Source organism: Pseudoxanthomonas sp. LjRoot127, from assembly GCF_964253495.1.
In the GTDB taxonomy this organism is placed as follows: domain Bacteria; phylum Pseudomonadota; class Gammaproteobacteria; order Xanthomonadales; family Xanthomonadaceae; genus Pseudoxanthomonas_A.
On sequence record NZ_CAXUQR020000001.1, the window covers coordinates 2,758,003 to 2,775,802 of the forward strand.

Annotated in this window: 18 protein-coding genes; 11 read left to right on the forward strand and 7 right to left on the reverse strand. The window is 67.2% G+C overall.

What is annotated here, in order from left to right:
• Window positions 1-160: 160 nt before the first annotated feature.
• Both ACSQ19_RS12805 and ACSQ19_RS12810 read left to right on the forward strand, forming a co-directional pair.
• A complete protein-coding gene (locus tag ACSQ19_RS12805; protein WP_296282516.1) occupies window positions 161-526 on the forward strand; it encodes a PadR family transcriptional regulator in 366 nt (121 codons plus the stop codon).
• Window positions 523-1,440 carry a sensor domain-containing protein gene (locus ACSQ19_RS12810; RefSeq protein ID WP_435997443.1) on the forward strand — a complete coding sequence of 306 codons (918 nt, stop codon included), beginning with the start codon at window positions 523-525 and terminating at the stop codon, window positions 1,438-1,440. Before ACSQ19_RS12805 ends, ACSQ19_RS12810 begins: the two co-directional genes overlap by 4 nt.
• Before the next feature lie 126 nt (window positions 1,441-1,566).
• On the opposite strand, the gene ACSQ19_RS12815 is transcribed toward ACSQ19_RS12810, so the two are convergent.
• Together ACSQ19_RS12815 and ACSQ19_RS12820 are read right to left on the reverse strand one after the other, a co-directional pair.
• Entirely contained in the window at window positions 1,567-2,814 is a 1,248-nt protein-coding gene (locus tag ACSQ19_RS12815) for a polyhydroxyalkanoate depolymerase (protein ID WP_435997445.1), read from the reverse strand.
• An 81-nt stretch (window positions 2,815-2,895) separates the two neighbouring features.
• Window positions 2,896-3,504, reverse strand: a complete 609-nt coding sequence (locus tag ACSQ19_RS12820; protein WP_296282511.1) for a class I SAM-dependent DNA methyltransferase — start codon at window positions 3,502-3,504, stop codon at window positions 2,896-2,898.
• Window positions 3,505-3,603: 99 nt separating this feature from the next.
• Here ACSQ19_RS12820 and ACSQ19_RS12825 point away from each other — a divergent pair, with 99 nt between their 5' ends.
• Window positions 3,604-4,020, forward strand: a complete 417-nt coding sequence (locus ACSQ19_RS12825; RefSeq protein ID WP_435997447.1) for a CopD family protein — start codon at window positions 3,604-3,606, stop codon at window positions 4,018-4,020.
• A gap of 213 nt (window positions 4,021-4,233) precedes the next feature.
• Here ACSQ19_RS12825 and ACSQ19_RS12830 read toward each other — a convergent pair whose 3' ends face one another.
• Window positions 4,234-5,895 carry an alkaline phosphatase gene (locus ACSQ19_RS12830; protein WP_435997449.1) on the reverse strand — a complete coding sequence of 554 codons (1,662 nt, stop codon included), beginning with the start codon at window positions 5,893-5,895 and terminating at the stop codon, window positions 4,234-4,236.
• A gap of 175 nt (window positions 5,896-6,070) precedes the next feature.
• Between ACSQ19_RS12830 and ACSQ19_RS12835 the strand changes: the two genes are divergently transcribed.
• Both ACSQ19_RS12835 and ACSQ19_RS12840 read left to right on the forward strand, forming a co-directional pair.
• On the forward strand, window positions 6,071-7,348 hold the full coding sequence (locus ACSQ19_RS12835; RefSeq protein ID WP_296282501.1) for a dicarboxylate/amino acid:cation symporter: 1,278 nt from the start codon (window positions 6,071-6,073) through the stop codon (window positions 7,346-7,348).
• The gene (locus ACSQ19_RS12840; RefSeq protein ID WP_435997452.1) at window positions 7,345-7,782 is read left to right on the forward strand and encodes a GNAT family N-acetyltransferase; all 438 of its coding nucleotides are present in this window, start codon (window positions 7,345-7,347) and stop codon (window positions 7,780-7,782) included. The genes ACSQ19_RS12835 and ACSQ19_RS12840 overlap by 4 nt, the downstream gene beginning before the upstream one ends.
• On the opposite strand, the gene ACSQ19_RS12845 is transcribed toward ACSQ19_RS12840, so the two are convergent.
• The 3 genes from ACSQ19_RS12845 to ACSQ19_RS12855 form a co-directional block, all read right to left on the reverse strand.
• Window positions 7,779-8,648 (reverse strand): bile acid:sodium symporter family protein, encoded by an 870-nt coding sequence (locus ACSQ19_RS12845; protein ID WP_296282498.1) that lies wholly within the window; start codon window positions 8,646-8,648, stop codon window positions 7,779-7,781. The genes ACSQ19_RS12840 and ACSQ19_RS12845 overlap by 4 nt on opposite strands.
• A 169-nt stretch (window positions 8,649-8,817) precedes the next feature.
• Entirely contained in the window at window positions 8,818-9,600 is a 783-nt protein-coding gene (locus ACSQ19_RS12850; RefSeq protein ID WP_435997454.1) for a C40 family peptidase, read from the reverse strand.
• Window positions 9,601-9,719: 119 nt separating this feature from the next.
• A complete protein-coding gene (locus ACSQ19_RS12855) occupies window positions 9,720-10,277 on the reverse strand; it encodes a C40 family peptidase (protein WP_435997456.1) in 558 nt (185 codons plus the stop codon).
• A gap of 83 nt (window positions 10,278-10,360) precedes the next feature.
• Here ACSQ19_RS12855 and ACSQ19_RS12860 point away from each other — a divergent pair, with 83 nt between their 5' ends.
• From ACSQ19_RS12860 to ACSQ19_RS12885, 6 genes are all read left to right on the forward strand, one after another.
• Complete coding sequence (locus tag ACSQ19_RS12860; RefSeq protein ID WP_435997458.1) at window positions 10,361-10,840, forward strand: FKBP-type peptidyl-prolyl cis-trans isomerase; 480 nt, start codon at window positions 10,361-10,363, stop codon at window positions 10,838-10,840.
• A 109-nt stretch (window positions 10,841-10,949) separates the two neighbouring features.
• Complete coding sequence (locus ACSQ19_RS12865) at window positions 10,950-12,197, forward strand: DUF418 domain-containing protein (RefSeq protein ID WP_435997460.1); 1,248 nt, start codon at window positions 10,950-10,952, stop codon at window positions 12,195-12,197.
• Window positions 12,198-12,216: 19 nt separating this feature from the next.
• A complete protein-coding gene (locus ACSQ19_RS12870) occupies window positions 12,217-13,467 on the forward strand; it encodes an NAD(P)/FAD-dependent oxidoreductase (RefSeq protein ID WP_435997462.1) in 1,251 nt (416 codons plus the stop codon).
• Window positions 13,464-14,819, forward strand: a complete 1,356-nt coding sequence (gorA, locus tag ACSQ19_RS12875; protein ID WP_299341322.1) for a glutathione-disulfide reductase — start codon at window positions 13,464-13,466, stop codon at window positions 14,817-14,819. The genes ACSQ19_RS12870 and gorA overlap by 4 nt, the downstream gene beginning before the upstream one ends.
• Window positions 14,820-14,853: 34 nt before the next feature.
• Window positions 14,854-15,630 carry an N-formylglutamate deformylase gene (hutG, locus tag ACSQ19_RS12880; RefSeq protein WP_435997464.1) on the forward strand — a complete coding sequence of 259 codons (777 nt, stop codon included), beginning with the start codon at window positions 14,854-14,856 and terminating at the stop codon, window positions 15,628-15,630.
• Between the two features lie 10 nt (window positions 15,631-15,640).
• Window positions 15,641-16,624, forward strand: coding sequence for a DMT family transporter (locus ACSQ19_RS12885; protein WP_435997466.1), 984 nt, complete (start codon window positions 15,641-15,643; stop codon window positions 16,622-16,624).
• 90 nt (window positions 16,625-16,714) lie between these two features.
• Here the strand turns inward: ACSQ19_RS12885 and ACSQ19_RS12890 are convergent, their stop codons facing one another.
• Complete coding sequence (locus tag ACSQ19_RS12890; RefSeq protein WP_435997468.1) at window positions 16,715-17,770, reverse strand: carboxylate-amine ligase; 1,056 nt, start codon at window positions 17,768-17,770, stop codon at window positions 16,715-16,717.
• Window positions 17,771-17,800 lie beyond the last annotated feature (30 nt).

Sequence of the window (17,800 nt, forward strand, 5' to 3'; positions counted from 1 at the left end):
CGGGCCACGCAGGCCTGCCACCAGCGCGCGCGTGTTCCCGCGCCTCCCTGAGTGCCTGGACGTCATGACGCAGGACGGGGTGACTACTGGCACATTCGCTATATCAAACTTCGCAATAGCATCCTCTCCAACCTAGCGGGGGTCCCGCGGAGGGGGAGCGATGAACGAGCCCGACATCCACCTGAAGAAGTTCCAGAAAGAGCTCAGCGCCGGCACCGTGTCGCTGGCATTGCTGGCGGTCCTGGCCCGCGCCGGCGAGCCGCTGTATGGCTACCTGATCGCAAAGCAGCTCGAACGCGTGGGCGAGGGCGTGCTCAGCGGCAAGCAGAGCGCGCTGTATCCCGTGCTGCGCAATCTCGAGGGAGGCGGCCTGCTTGACAGTTTCGTCGAGCCGTCGGTCGCGGGACCTCCGCGCCGCTACTACCGCATCACCGAGGCAGGGCGGCAGACCCTGCAGTCCTGGGCCGCCGCCTGGCGCGCCACCCGCGATTCCGTCGATTCCGTGCTTGAGGGGATTCCTGCATGAACACCACCACCGTTTCGGGCAGCCTGCCCACCACCATCCCCGAGTATCTCGACCAGCTGCGTGCGGCCCTGGCCGGCGCCGACAAGGCGATGATCCAGGATGCCGTGTACGACGCAGAGGAGTACCTGCGTTCGGAACTGGCGGAGAACCCGGGCAAGTCGGAAGCCGAGGTGATCGCTTCGGTCGCCGGCAGCTACGGTGCGCCGGAGGAGGTCGCCGAGATCTACCGGGAAACCGAGGTCACGGTCGCCAGGGCATTGCGCCCGCCGGTGCCGCCGAAGCGCAAGTCGCTGCTGGGACGCTTCTTCGGCGTGGCAGCCGATCCCCGCACCTACGGCGCCCTGTTCTACATGCTGCTGTCGCTGGCGACGGGCACGTTCTATTTCACCTGGGTGGTGACCGGGACCAGCCTGTCGGCCGGCCTGCTGATCCTGATCGTCGGCATCCCGTTGTTGCTGCTGTTCCTGATGTCGGTCCGGCTGCTGTCGCTGGTGGAAGGGCGGGTGGTCGAGGTGTTGCTCGGCGAGCGCATGCCGCGCCGCCCGCTCTACACGCAACGCGACAAGCCGTGGATGACGCGGCTGAAGGAACTCTTCACCGATGGCCGCACGTGGACCGCGATGCTGTACCTGCTTCTGATGCATCCGCTCGGCGTCCTGTACTTCTCGGTGGCCATCACCCTGCTTGCGCTGTCGCTGGGTTTCATCGCGGCGCCGGTGGCCTACTTCCTTCCCTTCGACTATGTGCTGAACTTCGGCCACTGGAACATGGTCACCGACGCGCCCTGGATGCTGCCGCTACTGTCCGTCATCGGATTCGTCCTGCTGTTCGCCACGCTGCACCTGGCGCGTTTCGTCGGCGTCTTCCACGGCTGGCTCGCGAAGCACCTGCTGGTGCGTACGCCGGTGGTGTAAAGGAAGACGGGGATCGCCGTGCGTCGCGAACAAGAAGGCCGCCCGTGAGGGCGGCCTTCTTGCTGAGCCTGGAGGCGCCGGTCGTTCGACAGTGTCGCGATTGGCGTCCCGCCACCCCGGGTCGGATCAACCGGCGTACTTGGCGATGAAATCGCGCACCTGCGGATAGACCTTCTCGCGCCAGCGACGGCCGCTGAAGATGCCGTAGTGGCCGGCGCCTTCGACGGTCAGGTGCTTGTGGTGCGCTTTCGCGATGCCGGTGCACAGGTCGTGCGCGGCAGCGGTCTGGCCCTGGCCGGAGATGTCGTCGAGTTCTCCCTCGATGCTCATCAGTGCGGTCTTCCTGATGGCGGCCGGCTTCACGAGTTCGCCATTGACCGTCCACTCGCCGCGCGGCAGCAGGAATTCCTGGAACACGGTGCGGATGGTGTCCAGGTAATACTCGGCCGGCATGTCGAGCACGGCGTTGTATTCGTCGTAGAACTTGCGGTGCGATTCTGCGTCCTGCAGGTCGCCCTTCACCAGGTCGGCATAGAAGTCCCAGTGCGACATGAAGTGCCGGCTGGGGTTCATCGCGAGGAAGCCGGCATGCTGCAGGAACCCGGGATACACGCGGCGGCCTTCGCCCGGGTAAGGCATCGGCACGGTATGGATGACGTTGTTCTCGAACCACGACAGCGGATTGCGCGTCGCCAGGCTGTTCACTTCGGTCGGACTGCGGCGCGCATCGATCGGCCCACCCATCATCACCAGCGAACGCGGCGTGGGCTCGCCACGCGCGGCCATCAGCGAAACCGCAGCAAGCACCGGTACCGTCGGCTGGCAGACGCTGATGACGTGCAGCTTCTCCGCGCCGATATGGCGGATGAACTCCTCCACGTAGGCAACGTAGTCATCGAGGCTGAAAGCGCCCTCCGATTCGGGGACCATGCGCGCGTCGACCCAGTCGGTCACGTAAACCTTGTGGTTGCGCAGCAGCGTGTGCACGGTATCGCGCAGCAGGGTGGCGTGGTGCCCGGACAGCGGCGCGACCACCAGGACCGTGGGGTCGTCCTTCAGCTCGGCGATGGTGGCCGCATCGTCGGTGTAGCGTTTGAACCGCAGCAGGCGGCAGAAGGGCTTCTTCAGCGCTTCCAGCTCCACCACGGGCACGGTGCGACCGTGCGCCTCGACTTCGCGGATGTCCCACGCCGGCTTTTCGTAATCCTTGCCGATGCGGTGGACGAGTTCGTTGCCGGCGGCGATGCGCTCGGCGCCCGGCACATTGGAGAGCCAGCTGGTCGGTGTCGAGAACATCCTTGCATTGGCTTCGGCCATGTAGGCCAGTGGCGCCATCCATGCGCGTCCGAGTTCGTGCAGTTGGTACAAGGTCATGGCTGTCCGGATTCCCGCTTTTGGTGCACGGTGCTGCGTCGCAGCATACCCCAAAGCCGGGTGCCGCCGCGCGCGGCCTGTTCAGGTTATCGGCCGGAAATCCGCGGCCTCCAGTACCGCCACGTCGCCCGCTAGTCGCGGGCCCAGCCAGCAATGGTTTCCGATGGACTGGAACCCCTCGCCATGGAAGGCCTGCCGGTACCACGCCGCCCTGCGCGGCTGGAAGCCGTCATGGTCGCCTTCGAACGCGTCCTCCTTCGCGAACGTCTCCAGGAAGGCCACGCCGCCGCTCAACTCCGCCAGGCCCCGTAGCCCGCGCTTGAGTTCGCGGGTCGGCACGTAATGCAGCACGTCCGAGCAGACCAGCAGATCGACGGGTTCGCATGGGCGCAGGTATTCGAACTCTTCGAAGCGTGCGTAGTGCAGATTGCGCGTGCGACCGAAGCGGCGGACGGCGTACTCGCTGCCGTCGAAGCCCAGGTACTGCAGTTTCGGCCGCAGCTTCAGCAGTGGCGCACGCCACGCGCCTTCGCCGCAACCGATGTCCAGCACCGTGCGGATCGGTCGTTCCAGGTGGTATTCAGCCACCGCCACCGCCAGCGCCACCTTGCGCGCAAGCCGCGGTGCGCCCCCGATGTCGCCGTCGCGATACCAGCGCTGGAAGTAGTCGGCGTCGTACTGCTTGGTCATGCGCGTGCCCGGCGTGCGGAAAGGCGGGAAGCTTACGCGATGCGGCGCGCTATCCTATGCGCCGCACGCCATCCCGCGCAGCCAGACGGAGCCAGCCGCATGTATCTGTGGGTCAAGACCTTCCACCTCGTCTTCGTGATCGCCTGGATGGCGACCGTGTTCTACCTGCCGCGCATCCTGGTCAACCTGGCCGAGACGACCGGGCAGCCCGACGTGCAGGTGCGCCTGCTGCTGATGGGGCGCCGCCTGTACGGCTTCGGCCACAGCATGTTCGGCATCGCGGTGATCCTCGGTGGCGTGCTGTGGTTTTACTTCGGCATCAGCGGCGGCTGGTTGCACGCCAAGCTGACGTTGGTCGCGCTGGTGCTGGCGCACTTCATCGTCACCGGTCGCTGGTTGAAGGGCGTGGCAAAGGGAAAGTCGTTGCCATCGCCGACGGCACTGAAATGGTTCAACGAACTGCCGTTGTTCGCCTTGATCGCGATCGTGTGGCTGGTGTTGGCGAAGCCGTTCTGACGAGCGGTCTTTCAGGCGGCGGAATCCAGGTGCACTGCGATCCGGCGCCAGATGTGTCGTGTCTTCTTCGGCCGCTTCGGCCAAGGCACTAGCTGAGTCAGTCTCCCCGCTCTATGTAGGAGCGCCCTAAGGGCGCGATGCTTTTAGGTTTCCCCGCGGAAAAGCATCGTGGGCATGGTCCGCTCCTACAGCAACGTTGCTGATCCCGCGGAGTTACTTCTTCTGGAAATCCGCCGGCTTCGGCAGCTCGACGGGCACCCCGTTCGCATCGCATGTGCCTGCAGCGCACAGGCGCGCGCGCAACGCCGGCGTGGCCTGCACGATGACGTGGTAGATCGTGTTCTGTTCGACGGTGCCGCGTACGGCGTCGCTGCCGGGGCCGATGGCCCAGATGCCGACATCTTCGCCGCCGTGTGATTCCGACTTCAGCGGCACCAAGGCTTCCTGCAAGTAGTCCGGATGCTCGGTGTCGACATGGCTCAGGTCGGGGCGGCCCTCCGACGGTTCGACGCTGCTGGGCGCATGCAGGAATTTCTTCGGGCCTGCGGGCTGGCGGTTGCTGGCGCCGGTGTAGCCCGGACCGTTGGCGTAGGTCAGCGTGGTGAACGTCTGCCCGGTCTGGTCGCGCGCGAGGTCGCCCGGCGTATCGTCTTCGCCACCTTGGCCACGCACCTTGCCGAGGATGGGATTGCCGCGCACGGGATAGCCGACGAAATTGAGCGTGTGCGAGTGGTCGGCGGTGACCAGGATCAGCGTGTCGTCGGGCGAGGTCGCTTCGAGCGCGGCCTGCACGGCATCGGACATCGCGACCGTTTCATCGAGCGCGCGGTAGGCGTTGCCGTAGTGGTTGGCGTGGTCGATGCGTGCGCCTTCCACCAGCAGCACGAAACCCTCGGGCTTGCGCGACAGCGTGCGGATCGCCGTGCGGGTCAGCTCGGCCAGCGAAGGCTCGCCCTGCGCATCCTTGCGGCGGTCATGCTCGAACTGCATGTGGTCGTATTCGAACAGTCCCAGCAGTTGTGGCGCATCGATTGCGGCCTCCAGCTGCTGCGTGTTGGTGACGTACGCACCCTGCGGATGCGCCTGCTTCCATTCGTCCACCAGATTGCGGCCGTCCAGACGCTGGCCGACCTTGTCGTCCTCTTCGGGATCGCGCACATCGATAGGCAGGAATTCACCGCGACCACCGCCCAATGCCACGGTGGGGCCATGTCCGAAGCGAGCGGCGGACAGCAGTTGCTGGGCGATGTCCTTGCAGCCCGCTTCGATGGCGTCGGGCGGCAGGTCGGTATCGTTTTCCCAGTCACGATGCGACACGTGCGCGTACGTCGCGGCGGGCGTCGCATGCGTGATGCGCGCGGTGGTGACGATGCCGGTGGCCAGCCCGGCGCTGTCGGCCAGGGTCAGCCAACTGAGCAGGTCCTTGCTGCCATCGGGCGTGCACTCGCCTTTATGGCCGGCGGAGACACCGATGGCGCCCATATGCGATTTCACGCCGGTGGCGACGGCGGTCATCGTGCCGGCGGAATCGGGCGTCTGCGAATCGGTGTTGTAGGTCTTGCTGAAAGCGGTGTGCGGGAAGCGTTCCCAGCTCAGCAGGTTTTCTTCGCCCGGCATGCCCTTGCGCTGGCCTTCGAAGATGCGCGCCGCGGCCACGGTGGTCAGGCTCATGCCGTCGCCGAGGAAGACGATGACGTTCTTCGCGCGTCCCTGCATGGCACCGTTTGCCGCCGCTTTCGCCGCACCATTCCGATACCACCACTGCGGTGTCTCGCCCTTGGGGTGCGCGACCACGGGGACGTTGACGTGAATCGAAGATTGGGTCGGTGCGGGCGGCGTGCTGGCGCAGCCGGCCAGTGCGACGAGCAGGGTCATGCCGGCGAGCGGCGACACGGAAGAGCGAGGGGGCATGGCGAACCGGGGAATGACGGACGCGTCATTATGCCGTTCGGGCAGTGTCCTGTTCATGACACCCGGCATTCCGCGCGCAGGCTCGCCGCATGCGGGGCCTTGGGCTAAGGTGTCGCGTCCGCCTACGTGAGTCGTCTGGATGAAGCTGGTCTCGGCCTGGTTGAAGATCCCGTTCTGGCAGCGCGTCGTGGCCGGCTTCGCGCTGGGCGCGCTTGCGGGCTGGCTGATGGGGCCGGCGGCAGGCATCTGGCTGAAGCCGCTGGGTGATCTGTACGTCACGCTGATCAAGATGATCGCGGTACCGCTGGTGTTCTTTGCGGTGATCAATGCAGTGTCCAGCCTGCATGGACAGAAATCGGTCGCCGCACTCGGCGGACGCACGTTTCTGTGGTTCGCCATCACCGCCGCGATGGCCGTCTGCGTGGGCCTGGCGGTGGGCTGGATCGTGCAACCCGGAAAGGGCATCAGCGGGCTGATGATGGCGCCGGACTACCAGGTGCGCGAAGTGCCCACGCCGGTGCAGGTGCTGCTCGACATCGTGCCAGCCAATCCGTTCAAGGCGTTGACCGAAGGCAAGATCCTGCAGGTAATCTTCTTCGCGGGATTGCTCGGCTTCGCACTCGTGAAGCTCGGCGAACGCAGCGCGGGCCTGCGCAAGCTCGCGGGCGAGGCCAGCGACACGATGGTGCAGGTGACGCGCTTCGTGCTGGAGATGACGCCGATCGGCACCTTCGGCCTGATCGGTTCGCTGGTGGGCACGTACGGTTTCGAGAAGCTGCTGCCGCTGGGCAGCTACATTGGTGCGCTGTATGTCGCCTGCGCGCTCCACATCGTGGTGGTGTACGGCAGCCTGCTGCTCGCGCATGGCCTGAACCCGTGGAAGTTCTTCCGTGGCGCCGCGCCGGGCATGCAGGTGGCGTTCGTCAGTTCGTCCAGCTTCGCGTCGATGCCGGTCGCGTTGCGCAGCGTCACCCACAACCTCGGCGTCGACAAGGATTACGCCGCGTTCGCCGTGCCGCTCGGCGCCAGCATCAAGATGGACGGCTGCGGCGCGATCTATCCCGCGCTGACCTCTATCTTCGTGGCGCAGTATTTCGGGCTGGACCTGTCGGTCAACCAGTACTTCGTGATCCTGCTGGCGTCCGTGCTGGGCAGCTTCGGCACGGCCGGCGTACCGGGGACGGCGACGGTGATGGTGACCCTGGTGCTGAGCGCGGCGGGCCTGCCGCTGGAGGGCATCGGCCTGCTGGTGGCGATCGACCGCATCCTCGACATGATGCGCACGATGACCAACGTCACCGGCCAGATGCTGGTGCCGGTGCTGGTGGCGAAGGAAACCGGTCTGCTGGACAGGGAGGTCTACGAATCGGCGTCGACGAACGTCGGCCTCGCGGACGACGCAGCGCCAACGCCATGAGCGACGCTGGGACGATCGAACTGCTCAAGTCGTTTCCCGATGCGACGACCTACCGGCGGCTCCGCATCGAGACGGGCCTGTCGCCGAAGTCGCGGGAAGCCGCCGAACGCGGGCTTGCGAACACGCTGTACGGCGTCAGCCTGGTGAAAGCCGGTGACGTGATCGGCATGGGGCGGGTGGTCGGCGACGGCGGCACCGTGTTCGTCGTCGCGGACATCGCCGTGCGACGTGACCACCAGGGGCAGGGATTGGGCAAGCGCATCATGGCCGCGCTGGATGCTTGGCTGCGCGCGAACGCACCGGCGTCGGCCTACGTCATGCTGGTCGCGGATGGTGAGGCCAGGCACCTCTATGCGCAGTTCGGGTTCGCCGACACGGCGCCCGCATCGATCAGCATGGCGTATGTGGCGCGCGGTTCCGCTACCGACAGCTAAACGTTGGCCTCACGCGCGCTGCGCGACACCCACCAGGCGAACACCGCCGCCGTGACGAACATCAGCAGGCTGTAGACTGCGGCGGGCACGGAGATCGTCGGCTTCTCCAGCACGTTGAGCGCGATGAAGATCGCCAGCGTGCCATTGTGGATGCCGATTTCCATCGCGATGGCGATGGCCTGCTTCTTCGGCAGGCGTAGCGCCAGCGGCGCCACATAGCCGGCGCCCATGCTGGCCAGGTTGAACAGCAAGCAGGCCAGGCCGACGATGGCGAAGTAGGTGGCCAGCGTTTCGCGTGCCTGCACGACCGCCGCGACCACCAGCAACGCGAGCACGAGGACCGACAGCAGCCGTATGGGTTTCTCCGCGCGTGCTGCGAAGCCCGGCAGTTTCGCGCGCAGCAGCATGCCGATGCCGACGGGCAGCAGGATGATCGCCGCGACTTCCACCACTTTCTTGGTCGGGGGCGGTACGTACTGGCCCGCGCCGAGGAAGTATTCCAGCGACAGGTTGAGGATCACCGGCAGCGTCAGCAGGCAGAGCAGGCTGTTGATCGCGGTCAGGGTGATGTTCAGTGCCACGTCGCCGCGCGCCAGGTGGCTGTAGATATTGGCCGTGGCGCCGCCGGGTGAGGCGGCCAGCAGCATCAGGCCCACGGCGAGTTCGGCTGGCAGGCCGAATCCCAGCGCCAGGCCGAAGGCCACCCAGGGCAGGAGGAGGGTCTGCAGCGCGAGCCCGATCAGCACCGCGCGCGGATAGCGTGCGACCCGGCGGAAATCGTCCAGCGTCAGTCCCAATCCCAGCCCGAGCATGATGATGCCCAAGGCCAGTGGCAGCAGCAGGTTGGTCAGCAGTGAAGCCTGCATCGCGTACGACTCCCCTTCGGCGCGAAGAAACAGGTGGCATGCGCAGGGTGGCCGCGCCTGCGGGAGGATGGCGGCAATCGGCACTGCGGTGCAAGCCGCGTTGCAACGACGCGCTCAAAAGAAGAAGGCCGCGCGTGGCGGCCTTCGTTGTGTCGCGAATCGGCGGCGCTTACATCGCGACGCGGCGGCCGCTCAGGTAGCGGTTGGCCCAGTAGCCGGTGATCAGGCTGTCCACGCGCACGTCCTTGCCGCTGCTCGGCGAGTGCAGGAAGCGGCCTTCGCCCACGTAGATGCCGACGTGGTTGATACGACCCTTCAGGCCGAAGAACACCAGGTCGCCCTGACGCAGCTCTTCGCGCGCGGCGACCAGTTCGGCATCGGCCTTGGAGGCCATGTCGCGGGAAACGCGCGGCAGTTCGATGCCCAGCGCGGTACGGAAGACGTAACCGACCAGCCCGCTGCAGTCGAAGCCGCTGTCGGGCGAGGTGCCGCCCCACCGGTAGGGCGTTCCCATCAGCGCCAGCGCGCGCTGCAGCACGGCGTTGACCTTGCCGCCCTGCTGTTCCTGCGACACCACGCCTTCCTTGCTCAGGTCGTAGGCGGCCAGCAGCTTGCTGATGTCGCCGGCGACCATCGCGGAACGGTCGACCAGCGGCAAGGTGTCGCTGGCGGCAAGGCGGGGAAGCAGGGCGGACAGCGTGGCGGTCGCGGCTTCGGCAGCCTTTTCCTTCACGCTCGCCATGACGGGCTTGCTGGCCGGCGCGGGGGCGGCCAGCACGACGTCCGCGGAGGCAGGGCTTGACGCGCCGTCGACATCCGCGGGTGCAGTCTGTGCTTGTACGGCAGACGCCATGGCACAGAGGCCAAGGCTGAGAAGAAGTCGGGAAACCCTCCGCGGCAGGCGGTGGGTGGCGGCAGGCTGGCCTGTTGGCAGGTCGTCGTCGGTCGTCACGCGCGGTAGGGATTTAACAAGTCAGGGGCGATAATGCCGGCTGATCGGCCTGATTTGGTTCATAAATCGTTATTTATTCGTTAATCGTGAACGTCGCGCGTCACAGAGTTGACCGAATCCTAACGAAGCACGCGTTTCGCGCCGCTGTAATGGTCGCGCCAGTAAGGCCCATCCAGGTGATCGAGCCGGACGGTACCGCCGGTGCTGGGGGCGTGTACGAACCGGCCCTCGCCGACATAGATGCCCACATGGGTCACGCTGCCGCGGCTGCCGAAGAACACGAGGTCGGCCGGCGCCAGGCGACCCGGTTCGATCCTGGGGCCCTGCACCTGCGCGAGCTCGCGCGAGGTGCGCGGCAGGCGCAGGTCGAGCATGTCGCGGTACACATAGGTGACCAGGCCGCTGCAGTCGAAGCCCGATTCCGGCGTGTTGCCGCCGTAGCGGTAAGGCGTTCCCACCAGTCCGATGGCCCGCATGAGTACCGACGTGGCGGCGGCCGGGTCGTCGGCCTGCACCACGGGCCATGCCCGCTGACTGGGCGGCGGTGGGGGCTTGCGTGCCTGCGGCTTGGAGCCGCCGCACCCGGCCAGCCCGCACAGGCCGGCGCAGAAGAGGGCCAGGACCCACGGCCGAAGTGGCGCGGGCGTGGGCAAGCCGGGATAATGTCGGGCCTTCATCGCGGCGCATCTTCGCCGCATTCCCTTGCGGCCGACAAGCCGCGTCCGTCCTGCCCGACGGCAGGCCCCGTCCAGAGTCCCGCATGAAAATCGCAAAAGACAGCGTCGTCCGTTTCCATTACACCGTGTCCGAAGCCGGCCAGGAGCCGATCGAAACCTCTAAGGACCGCGAGCCGCTGGCGATCCTGATCGGCCATGGCAACATCATTCCCGGTCTGGAGAACGCGATGCAGGACCGCGAGGCGGGCGAGAGCTTCGGCGTCGACGTCGCCGCAGCCGATGCGTACGGCGAGCGCCGCGACGGCCTGACCCAGCGCGTACCGAAGAAGCACTTCGGCAACCAGCGCCTGATCCCCGGCCAGCAGGTGGTGCTGCAGACCAACTTCGGCCCTCGCGCGGTGACCATCCAGAAGGTCGGTATGAGCGTGGTGGACGTGGACCTCAACCATCCGATGGCCGGCAAGGACCTCCACTTCGACGTGGAGATCGTGGAAGTGCGCGAAGCCAGCGCGGAAGAGGTCGAACACGGCCACGTGCATGGCGACGGTGGACACCACCACTGAGCGCCCCGCGGCAGTGTCCGGAACGGCCCGCGAATGCGGGCCGTTTCTTTTGGCACGAAGGCCATCCACGGATGGCATGGTCTAATCCGCCATCGAACAGGGGAAGGGAATGACGGCGCAGACGACGGACAACCTGGCACCGATCGCGGTGGCCGAACGCATCGACGCGATGGATGTGCTGCGCGGGTTCGCGCTGCTGGGCATCCTGCTGATGAACCTGGAAGGTTTCGTGGGGCCGGTGATGGCGGCGGGGACAGGGCTCGATCCCGCGCTCACGGGCATGGACCGGACCGTCGACCTGCTGGTCTACGTGCTGGTGCAGGGCAAGTTCTACACGCTGTTCTCGCTGCTGTTCGGCATGGGCTTCGCGGTGATGTCGCAGCGCGCCGAACGCTCCGGCCGACCGTTCGCCGGGGTGTACTGGCGTCGCGGCCTGGTGCTGCTGGCCTTCGGCGCGGTCCATGCGATCTTCATCTGGGCGGGCGACATCCTGATGATGTACGCGCTGTGCTCGTTCCTGCTGCTCGCTTTCCGGCCACTGCCCGCGCGCTGGCTGGTCTGGCTGGGCGTGCTCATCTATGTCGTGCCCATCGGCTTCATGTACCTGATGGGGGGCATGGGATCGCTGCTCGGCGGCACCGAGGGCTGGGACAAGGCCATGGGCGAGATCGGCAAGCAGATGCAGGTGCTGATCGAGAACGAGCGGGCCGCCTACGGCAGCGGCAGCTATGCCGAGGCCACCTGGCAGCGACTGAAGAGTACGGGCATGGCCCTGAGCAACATCACCATGTTCGGCTTCGTGGTGTTCGGCATGTTCCTGCTGGGCGCGTGGTTCGTGCGCAGTGGCGCCATCGCCCGGCCGCACGAGTTCCCGCGCCTGTACCGGGCGCTGCGCTGGGTCGCGCTGCCGATCGGCGTGCTGGCGATGGTCGCGTCGGTGGCGCTGGAGCCGACGATGGACTTCGCCACCTTCAACTTGCGCATCTCCACGGCGTTCGCATTGCAGCTGATCGCGAACCTGCTGATGTGCCTGGGCTACGTCGCCTGGGTGATGCGCGCGCTGGCGTCCCCATGGTGGGCGCGGCCGCTCGGCGCGCTGGCCCCTGCGGGCCGCATGGCGCTGACCAACTACCTGATGCACTCGCTGGTGTGCACGTGGATCTTCTATGGCTATGGGCTGGGCTATTTCGAGCAACTCCCGCGTGCCTGGCAACCGGTGTTCGCGCTGGTGCTGTTCGGCCTGCAGGTGCTGCTGAGCCGCCTGTGGCTGTCGCGGTTCCGCTTCGGTCCGATGGAATGGCTGTGGCGGTCGATGACGTACCTGAAGCCCCAGCCCATGCGTCTACGCCAGGGATGATTGCGACTAGACTGTGGCGGTGAAATCCCCCCACGACGACGTCCTCATCATCGGCGGTGGCGCCATCGGCCTGGCGACGGGCCTCGCGTTGCTGGAAGCCGGGCGCAGCGTGCGCATCCTCGATGCCGCCACCGTCGGCAGCGGCGCCTCGCACGGCAATTGCGGCACCATCACCCCCAGTCACGCGCCACCCCTGGCCGCACCCGGCGTGGTCGCGCAGGCGCTGCGCTGGATGTTCACGCCCGATGCGCCGCTCTACCTCAAGCCGCGCGTCGATCCGGCGCTGTGGCACTGGCTGCTGCGCTTCGCTGCGCGCTGCAACGTGCGCGACTGGCGGGCGAGCACGCACGCGCGCTCCGCGTTGCTCAACGATGCGCGCACGCGGTTGGCGGACTGGGTACCGCGCTACGGCCTGGCTTGCGAGTTCGAGGAAGAGGGGCTCGATTACGTCTTCCGCGACCACCGCCGGTTCCAGCATTACGTCGACGAGGCGGCGGTGCTGGCGGAATTCGGCATCGCCACGCAGGTGTTCGACGGCACCACCTACGAGCGCGAAGAGCCCGCGATGCTGCCGGGCGTCGCCGGTGCGATCCGCTTCCCCGGCGATGCACGCCTGCGTCCCGACCGCTACGTGGCCGAACTGGCACGCGTGGTGCGCGAGCGGGGCGGCCGCATCGAGGCGCATTGCCGGGTGGAGCGGCTGGAGCGGGCCGCGGGCGACGTGCGTCTGACGACATCGCAGGGCACGCGAGAAGGGCGGGACGCGGTGATCGCGCTGGGTGCGTGGACCCCCGCATTTGCGCGCACGCTGGGAGTGAGGGCGCCGATCCAGCCCGGCAAGGGATACTCGATCACCTATTCGCGCCCCTCGCGCGTACCGCGCCACCCGATGTTGCTCAAGGACCGCTCGGTCTGCGTGACCGTCTGGGAAAGCGGCTACCGGCTGGGCAGCACGATGGAATTCTCCGGCCACGACGACACGCTCAACGCGATGCGGCTGGCGGCGCTGGAGCGCGGTGCGCGCGAGTTCCTGCGCGAGCCTGTGGGCCCCGAGGTGCAGGAGCGCTGGTGCGGATGGCGGCCGATGACCTGGGACGACCTGCCGCTGCTGGGGCGGGCGCCGGGCCATGAGCATGTCTGGATCGCCGCCGGCCACGGCATGCTCGGGATCAGCATGAGCAGTTCCACCGGCCAGCTGATGGCCGACCTGATGACCGGCCGCACGCCGGCGTTCGACCCTTCGCCGTACCGACCGGAGCGATTCGCATGAAGCCGCAGGCGTTCGACCTGATCGTGATCGGTGGCGGTTCCGGCGGACTCGCGGGTGCGTTCCGCGCTGCCGCGTACGGCGCGAAGGTGGCGCTGCTGGAACCGAACGCGCTGGGCGGCACTTGCGTGAACGTGGGTTGCGTACCGAAGAAGGCGATGTGGCTGGCCGCCGAGTTGTCGCAGCGCATCGCGATGGCGGCGTCGCTTGGCTTCGATACGGCGCCGCCGACGCTGGACTGGAGGGAATTCATCGTCCATCGCCAGCGCTACATCGCCGGCATCCATGCCAGTTACATGAAGCGGCTCGACGAGAGTGGCATCGTGCTGATGCCCTGCCGCGGTCGCTTGCTGGACGCCCACACCGTGGTCAATGCCGATGGCGTGGCACTCAGTGCAAAGCATCTGCTGATCGCGACCGGCGGCCATCCCGTCCGCCCGGATATCCCGGGGGCCGAGCTGGGCAAGGTGTCCGATGATTTCTTCAACCTGTGCGCCGCGCCACCGCGCGTGGCGATCATCGGCGGCGGTTACGTGGCGGTCGAACTGGCGGGCGTGCTGCAGGCGCTGGGCAGCCAGGTGGAGGTGTTCGTGCGCGGGCCGCGGCTGCTCGACGGTTTCGATGCGCAGGTCAGCGACGAACTGGCGGCGGACATGCGCCAGCACGGCGTGCGGCTGCAGTTCGGCCACGCGGTGGCGGCGCTCGAGCGCGCGCCCGGCGACGGCGTCGTGGTGCTGGCGGAGGACGGCACGCGTACCGATCGCTTCGATACGGTGCTCTTCGCCACGGGACGGCGCGCGTCGACGCAGGACCTGGGGCTGGACGTCGCCGGCGTGGCGCTGGACTCGAAGGGGTTCGTGCCAGTGGACGCACGCCAGGACACCCGCGTCCCTGGCATCCATGCCGTCGGCGACGTCACCGGGCAGGCGGCATTGACGCCGGTCGCCATCGCGGCCGCACGGCGGCTGATGGACCGCCTGTTCGGTGGCCAGCCCGATGCGCGGCTCGACTATGCGCAGATTCCGACGGTCGTGTTCTCGCATCCGCCGGTAGGGCGGGTCGGGCTGACCGAAGCCGAAGCACGCGCGCAGCATGGCGATGCGGTGACGGTACTCACCACCCGTTTCAGGCCGATGCTGCACGCACTGGCGGATTCGCCGCAGCGCAGCCTGTTCAAGCTGGTCTGCGTGGGCGAGGACAAGCGCGTCGTGGGCCTGCACCTGCTCGGCGAAGGCGCGGACGAGATGCTGCAGGGCTTCGCGGTGGCGCTGAAGAAGGGCATCACGCTGGCCGACCTGCACGACACGGTCGCCATCCACCCCACCAGCGCCGAGGAAGTCGTGCTGATGCGCTGATCGGGTCGATGGGGCACGGCGATACAATGGCGGCATGGATACTTTCACCCTGCATCGTGGCACCGCGCCGCTGTTCATCAGCCTGCCGCACAACGGCACGCGCATACCCGACGACCTCGCCGGGCGCATGACGCCGGAAGCACGGCGCGTGCCGGATACGGACTGGCATGTCGCCGAGCTGTACGACTTCGCCCGGTCGCTCGGCGCGTCGATCATCGTGCCGGCTTACTCGCGCTATGTCGTCGACCTCAACCGGCCGGAAGACGACGTCTCCCTGTATCCCGGTCAGAACACCACCGGTTTGTGCCCCAGCGTACGTTTCAGTGGCGACCCGGTGTACCTGCCCGACCAGGCGCCCACGCCCGCGGAGATCGCTTCGCGGGTGGATGCCTACTGGCGTCCTTATCACCACGCGCTGCGGCAGGAGCTCTTCCGCATCCGGGAGGCGCATGGACGCGTGGTGTTGTGGGAAGGCCATTCGATCCGCAGCGTGGTGCCGTTCCTGTTCGATGGGCACCTGCCGGATTTCAATCTGGGTACTGCGGGTGGAACGAGTTGTTCGTCGACCCTGCAGCAGGCACTGGAAGCGGAACTGGCTGCGCAGTCGGACTACAGTTTCGTCGTCAACGGGCGCTTCCGGGGCGGTTACATCACCCGCCACTACGCGGATGTCGCCAACGGTATCCAGACCGTGCAGCTCGAGCTGGCGCAGCTCAACTACATGGACGAAGACACCTTCGCCTACCTGCCGGAGCGCGCGGTACGGACACAGGGTCTTGTCCGCCGCCTGCTGGAGCGCACGGTGGCGTGAGGCGCTTGCCATGACGCAGCCCAAGGCGGATGACGAACTCGCGCAGCCGCTCGACGTGGCGCCGACCGAAGCGCTGGAGGCGCCGCGTGCGCGGCCGGGTCTGCATGCGGTCAGCCGCTCGGGCCTGGTGCTCGCGGCGCTTGGCGCCATCGCGTTCTCGGGCAAGGCCATCATCGTCAAGCTCGGTTACCGCTATGGCGCGGATGCGGTGACCCTGCTCGCGTTGCGCATGCTGGTGGCGTTTCCGTTCTTCCTGCTGATGGGGGCCTGGGCCGCGCGCCGCAGTGCACCGCTGTCGCGTGCCGACCGCATGAAGATCGCGCTGCTCGGTTTCCTCGGCTATTACCTGGCCAGCTTCCTCGACTTCGCGGGCCTAGCCTACGTCACGGCCACGCTGGAACGCCTGATTCTCTACCTCACGCCGACGCTGGTGGCGCTCGCTGGCTGGCTGGCGTTCGGCAAGCGCATTTCGCGACGACAGGTCCTGGCGCTGCTCGTCAGCTATGCGGGCGTCGCACTGGCGTTCGGGCACGACCTGCAGGCCGGCGGTTCCAACATCCTGCTCGGGGGCGTGCTGGTGTTCGGCAGCGCGCTCGCCTATGCGATGTACCTGGTCGGCAGCGGCGAACTGGTGGCGCGCGTCGGCGCGGTGCGGCTGACGGCGTACGCCAGCAGTGTGGCCAGCGTGCTGTGCCTGCTGCAGTTCGTCATCCTGCGGCCGTTGCAGGCGATGGTGTTGCCCTGGGAGGTGTATGCGCTGTCGGTGGTCAACGGCACGCTGTGCACGGTGCTGCCAGTGCTGGCGGTGATGATGGCGGTCGCGCGCATCGGCTCCGTGCTCGCTGCCCAGGTCGGCATGATCGGTCCGGTATCGACCATCGTGCTCAGCCTGCTGCTGCTGGGGGAACCGATGGGCCCGTGGCAGGTGGCCGGCACCGTGTTGGTGATGGCGGGGGTGTTCGTGGTGTCGCAACAGAAAGCCGTGGCGCGCTGACGACGTCGGTCAAGCGGTAACGGTCGCGTCGGCGAGCCACTGCACCACGCTGGCCAGTGCATCGGCGTGGCTGTCGCCGGCCTGCCTGCGCTAGCGGTAGCGCTGCAGCTGTCCATGTGCGCTGGTGCCGCGGTCCAGGATCTGCCAGACGCGCTCGACCTGCGGTGCGCAGGCCAGGGCCACGATGTCGCCGTGCAGCGCATCCAGCGTGTTCTCCAGCATCTCGCGCACCGGGACCAGTCGCCGACTGCCGAGGTCGATCAGGCCCGCATCAAAGCCATGACGCTGCGCCCGCCACAGGTTTTCCGCGATGATCGCCTGGTCGCCTGCATGAAGGTCGGCATGCAGCGCCGGTCTGCGCTCAAGGTGGCGCACCAGGCAACGGTATACCTGCGCGATGGCCAGGGCATCGCAAAGGTCCGTGCACGCATCGGTAACGCGCAGTTCCAGCGTGGGAAATGCCAGCGACGGACGCACGGCCCACCACAGGAAGCTCGCGTCCTGGATCGCGCGGCCATCCGTCATGCGCCGAACGTAGTGGTCGTACTCGTCCTGTTCGCGGAACAGCGGCGGCAGCCCGGTGCGCGGTATCTCCTGGTAAGCGGTCTGCCGGTAGCCCATCAGGCCGGTGGCATGGCCCATCCAGAACGGCGATGACGTGCTGATCGCCAGCAGCAGCGGGAGAAACGGCTGCATGCGCGCCATCAGCCCGACGCGTCGGCCGGGATCTTCAGGTTGCACATGCACGTGCAGGCCGCAGAGCAGGTTGCGCTGGCCCAGCATCCGCAACTCGCCCATCACCTGGTCGTAGTGGGGCTTGTCAGTGCTGCGCTGGCCGCGCCACGACGCGGACGGATGGGTGCCGGCCGACAGCACGCCCAAGCCATGCCGATGCGCGATCTCGCCCACGGTCCGGCGCAACATGCGCAGCTCGCTTTCGGCGGCAGCGGTGTCGTCATGCACGCCGGTCTGCACTTCGACCTGGGTCTGCAGCATCTCGCTGCCGAAGCGCTCGCCCAATGCTTCCTGGCAGTCAGCGAAGAAGCGTCTCGGCATGTGCCGCAGGCGCCGGCCGTTGCGACGGACCAGGAAGTACTCTTCTTCCAGGCCGAAGGTATACGGATGCGCGGCGCGTTCCTGTGTCATGCGCGGGTTATCGCACCGGCACGGTGAACA

What these genes read in the sequence shown, in the direction of transcription:
- ACSQ19_RS12820 (WP_296282511.1), bottom strand. Translation starts at nt 3,504, where the DNA reads ATGACCAAGCAGTACGACGCCGACTACTTCCAGCGCTGGTATCGCGAC.
- ACSQ19_RS12830 (WP_435997449.1), bottom strand. Translation starts at nt 5,895, where the DNA reads ATGACCCTGCTCGTCGCACTGGCCGGCTGCGCCAGCACGCCGCCCGCA.
- ACSQ19_RS12855 (WP_435997456.1), bottom strand. Translation starts at nt 10,277, where the DNA reads ATGAAGGCCCGACATTATCCCGGCTTGCCCACGCCCGCGCCACTTCGG.
- ACSQ19_RS12810 (WP_435997443.1), top strand. Translation starts at nt 523, where the DNA reads ATGAACACCACCACCGTTTCGGGCAGCCTGCCCACCACCATCCCCGAG.
- gorA (WP_299341322.1), top strand. Translation starts at nt 13,464, where the DNA reads ATGAAGCCGCAGGCGTTCGACCTGATCGTGATCGGTGGCGGTTCCGGC.
- ACSQ19_RS12860 (WP_435997458.1), top strand. Translation starts at nt 10,361, where the DNA reads ATGAAAATCGCAAAAGACAGCGTCGTCCGTTTCCATTACACCGTGTCC.
- ACSQ19_RS12865 (WP_435997460.1), top strand. Translation starts at nt 10,950, where the DNA reads ATGACGGCGCAGACGACGGACAACCTGGCACCGATCGCGGTGGCCGAA.
- ACSQ19_RS12805 (WP_296282516.1), top strand. Translation starts at nt 161, where the DNA reads ATGAACGAGCCCGACATCCACCTGAAGAAGTTCCAGAAAGAGCTCAGC.
- ACSQ19_RS12835 (WP_296282501.1), top strand. Translation starts at nt 6,071, where the DNA reads ATGAAGCTGGTCTCGGCCTGGTTGAAGATCCCGTTCTGGCAGCGCGTC.
- hutG (WP_435997464.1), top strand. Translation starts at nt 14,854, where the DNA reads ATGGATACTTTCACCCTGCATCGTGGCACCGCGCCGCTGTTCATCAGC.
- ACSQ19_RS12890 (WP_435997468.1), bottom strand. Translation starts at nt 17,770, where the DNA reads ATGACACAGGAACGCGCCGCGCATCCGTATACCTTCGGCCTGGAAGAA.
- ACSQ19_RS12825 (WP_435997447.1), top strand. Translation starts at nt 3,604, where the DNA reads ATGTATCTGTGGGTCAAGACCTTCCACCTCGTCTTCGTGATCGCCTGG.
- ACSQ19_RS12885 (WP_435997466.1), top strand. Translation starts at nt 15,641, where the DNA reads ATGACGCAGCCCAAGGCGGATGACGAACTCGCGCAGCCGCTCGACGTG.
- ACSQ19_RS12840 (WP_435997452.1), top strand. Translation starts at nt 7,345, where the DNA reads ATGAGCGACGCTGGGACGATCGAACTGCTCAAGTCGTTTCCCGATGCG.
- ACSQ19_RS12815 (WP_435997445.1), bottom strand. Translation starts at nt 2,814, where the DNA reads ATGACCTTGTACCAACTGCACGAACTCGGACGCGCATGGATGGCGCCA.
- ACSQ19_RS12845 (WP_296282498.1), bottom strand. Translation starts at nt 8,648, where the DNA reads ATGCAGGCTTCACTGCTGACCAACCTGCTGCTGCCACTGGCCTTGGGC.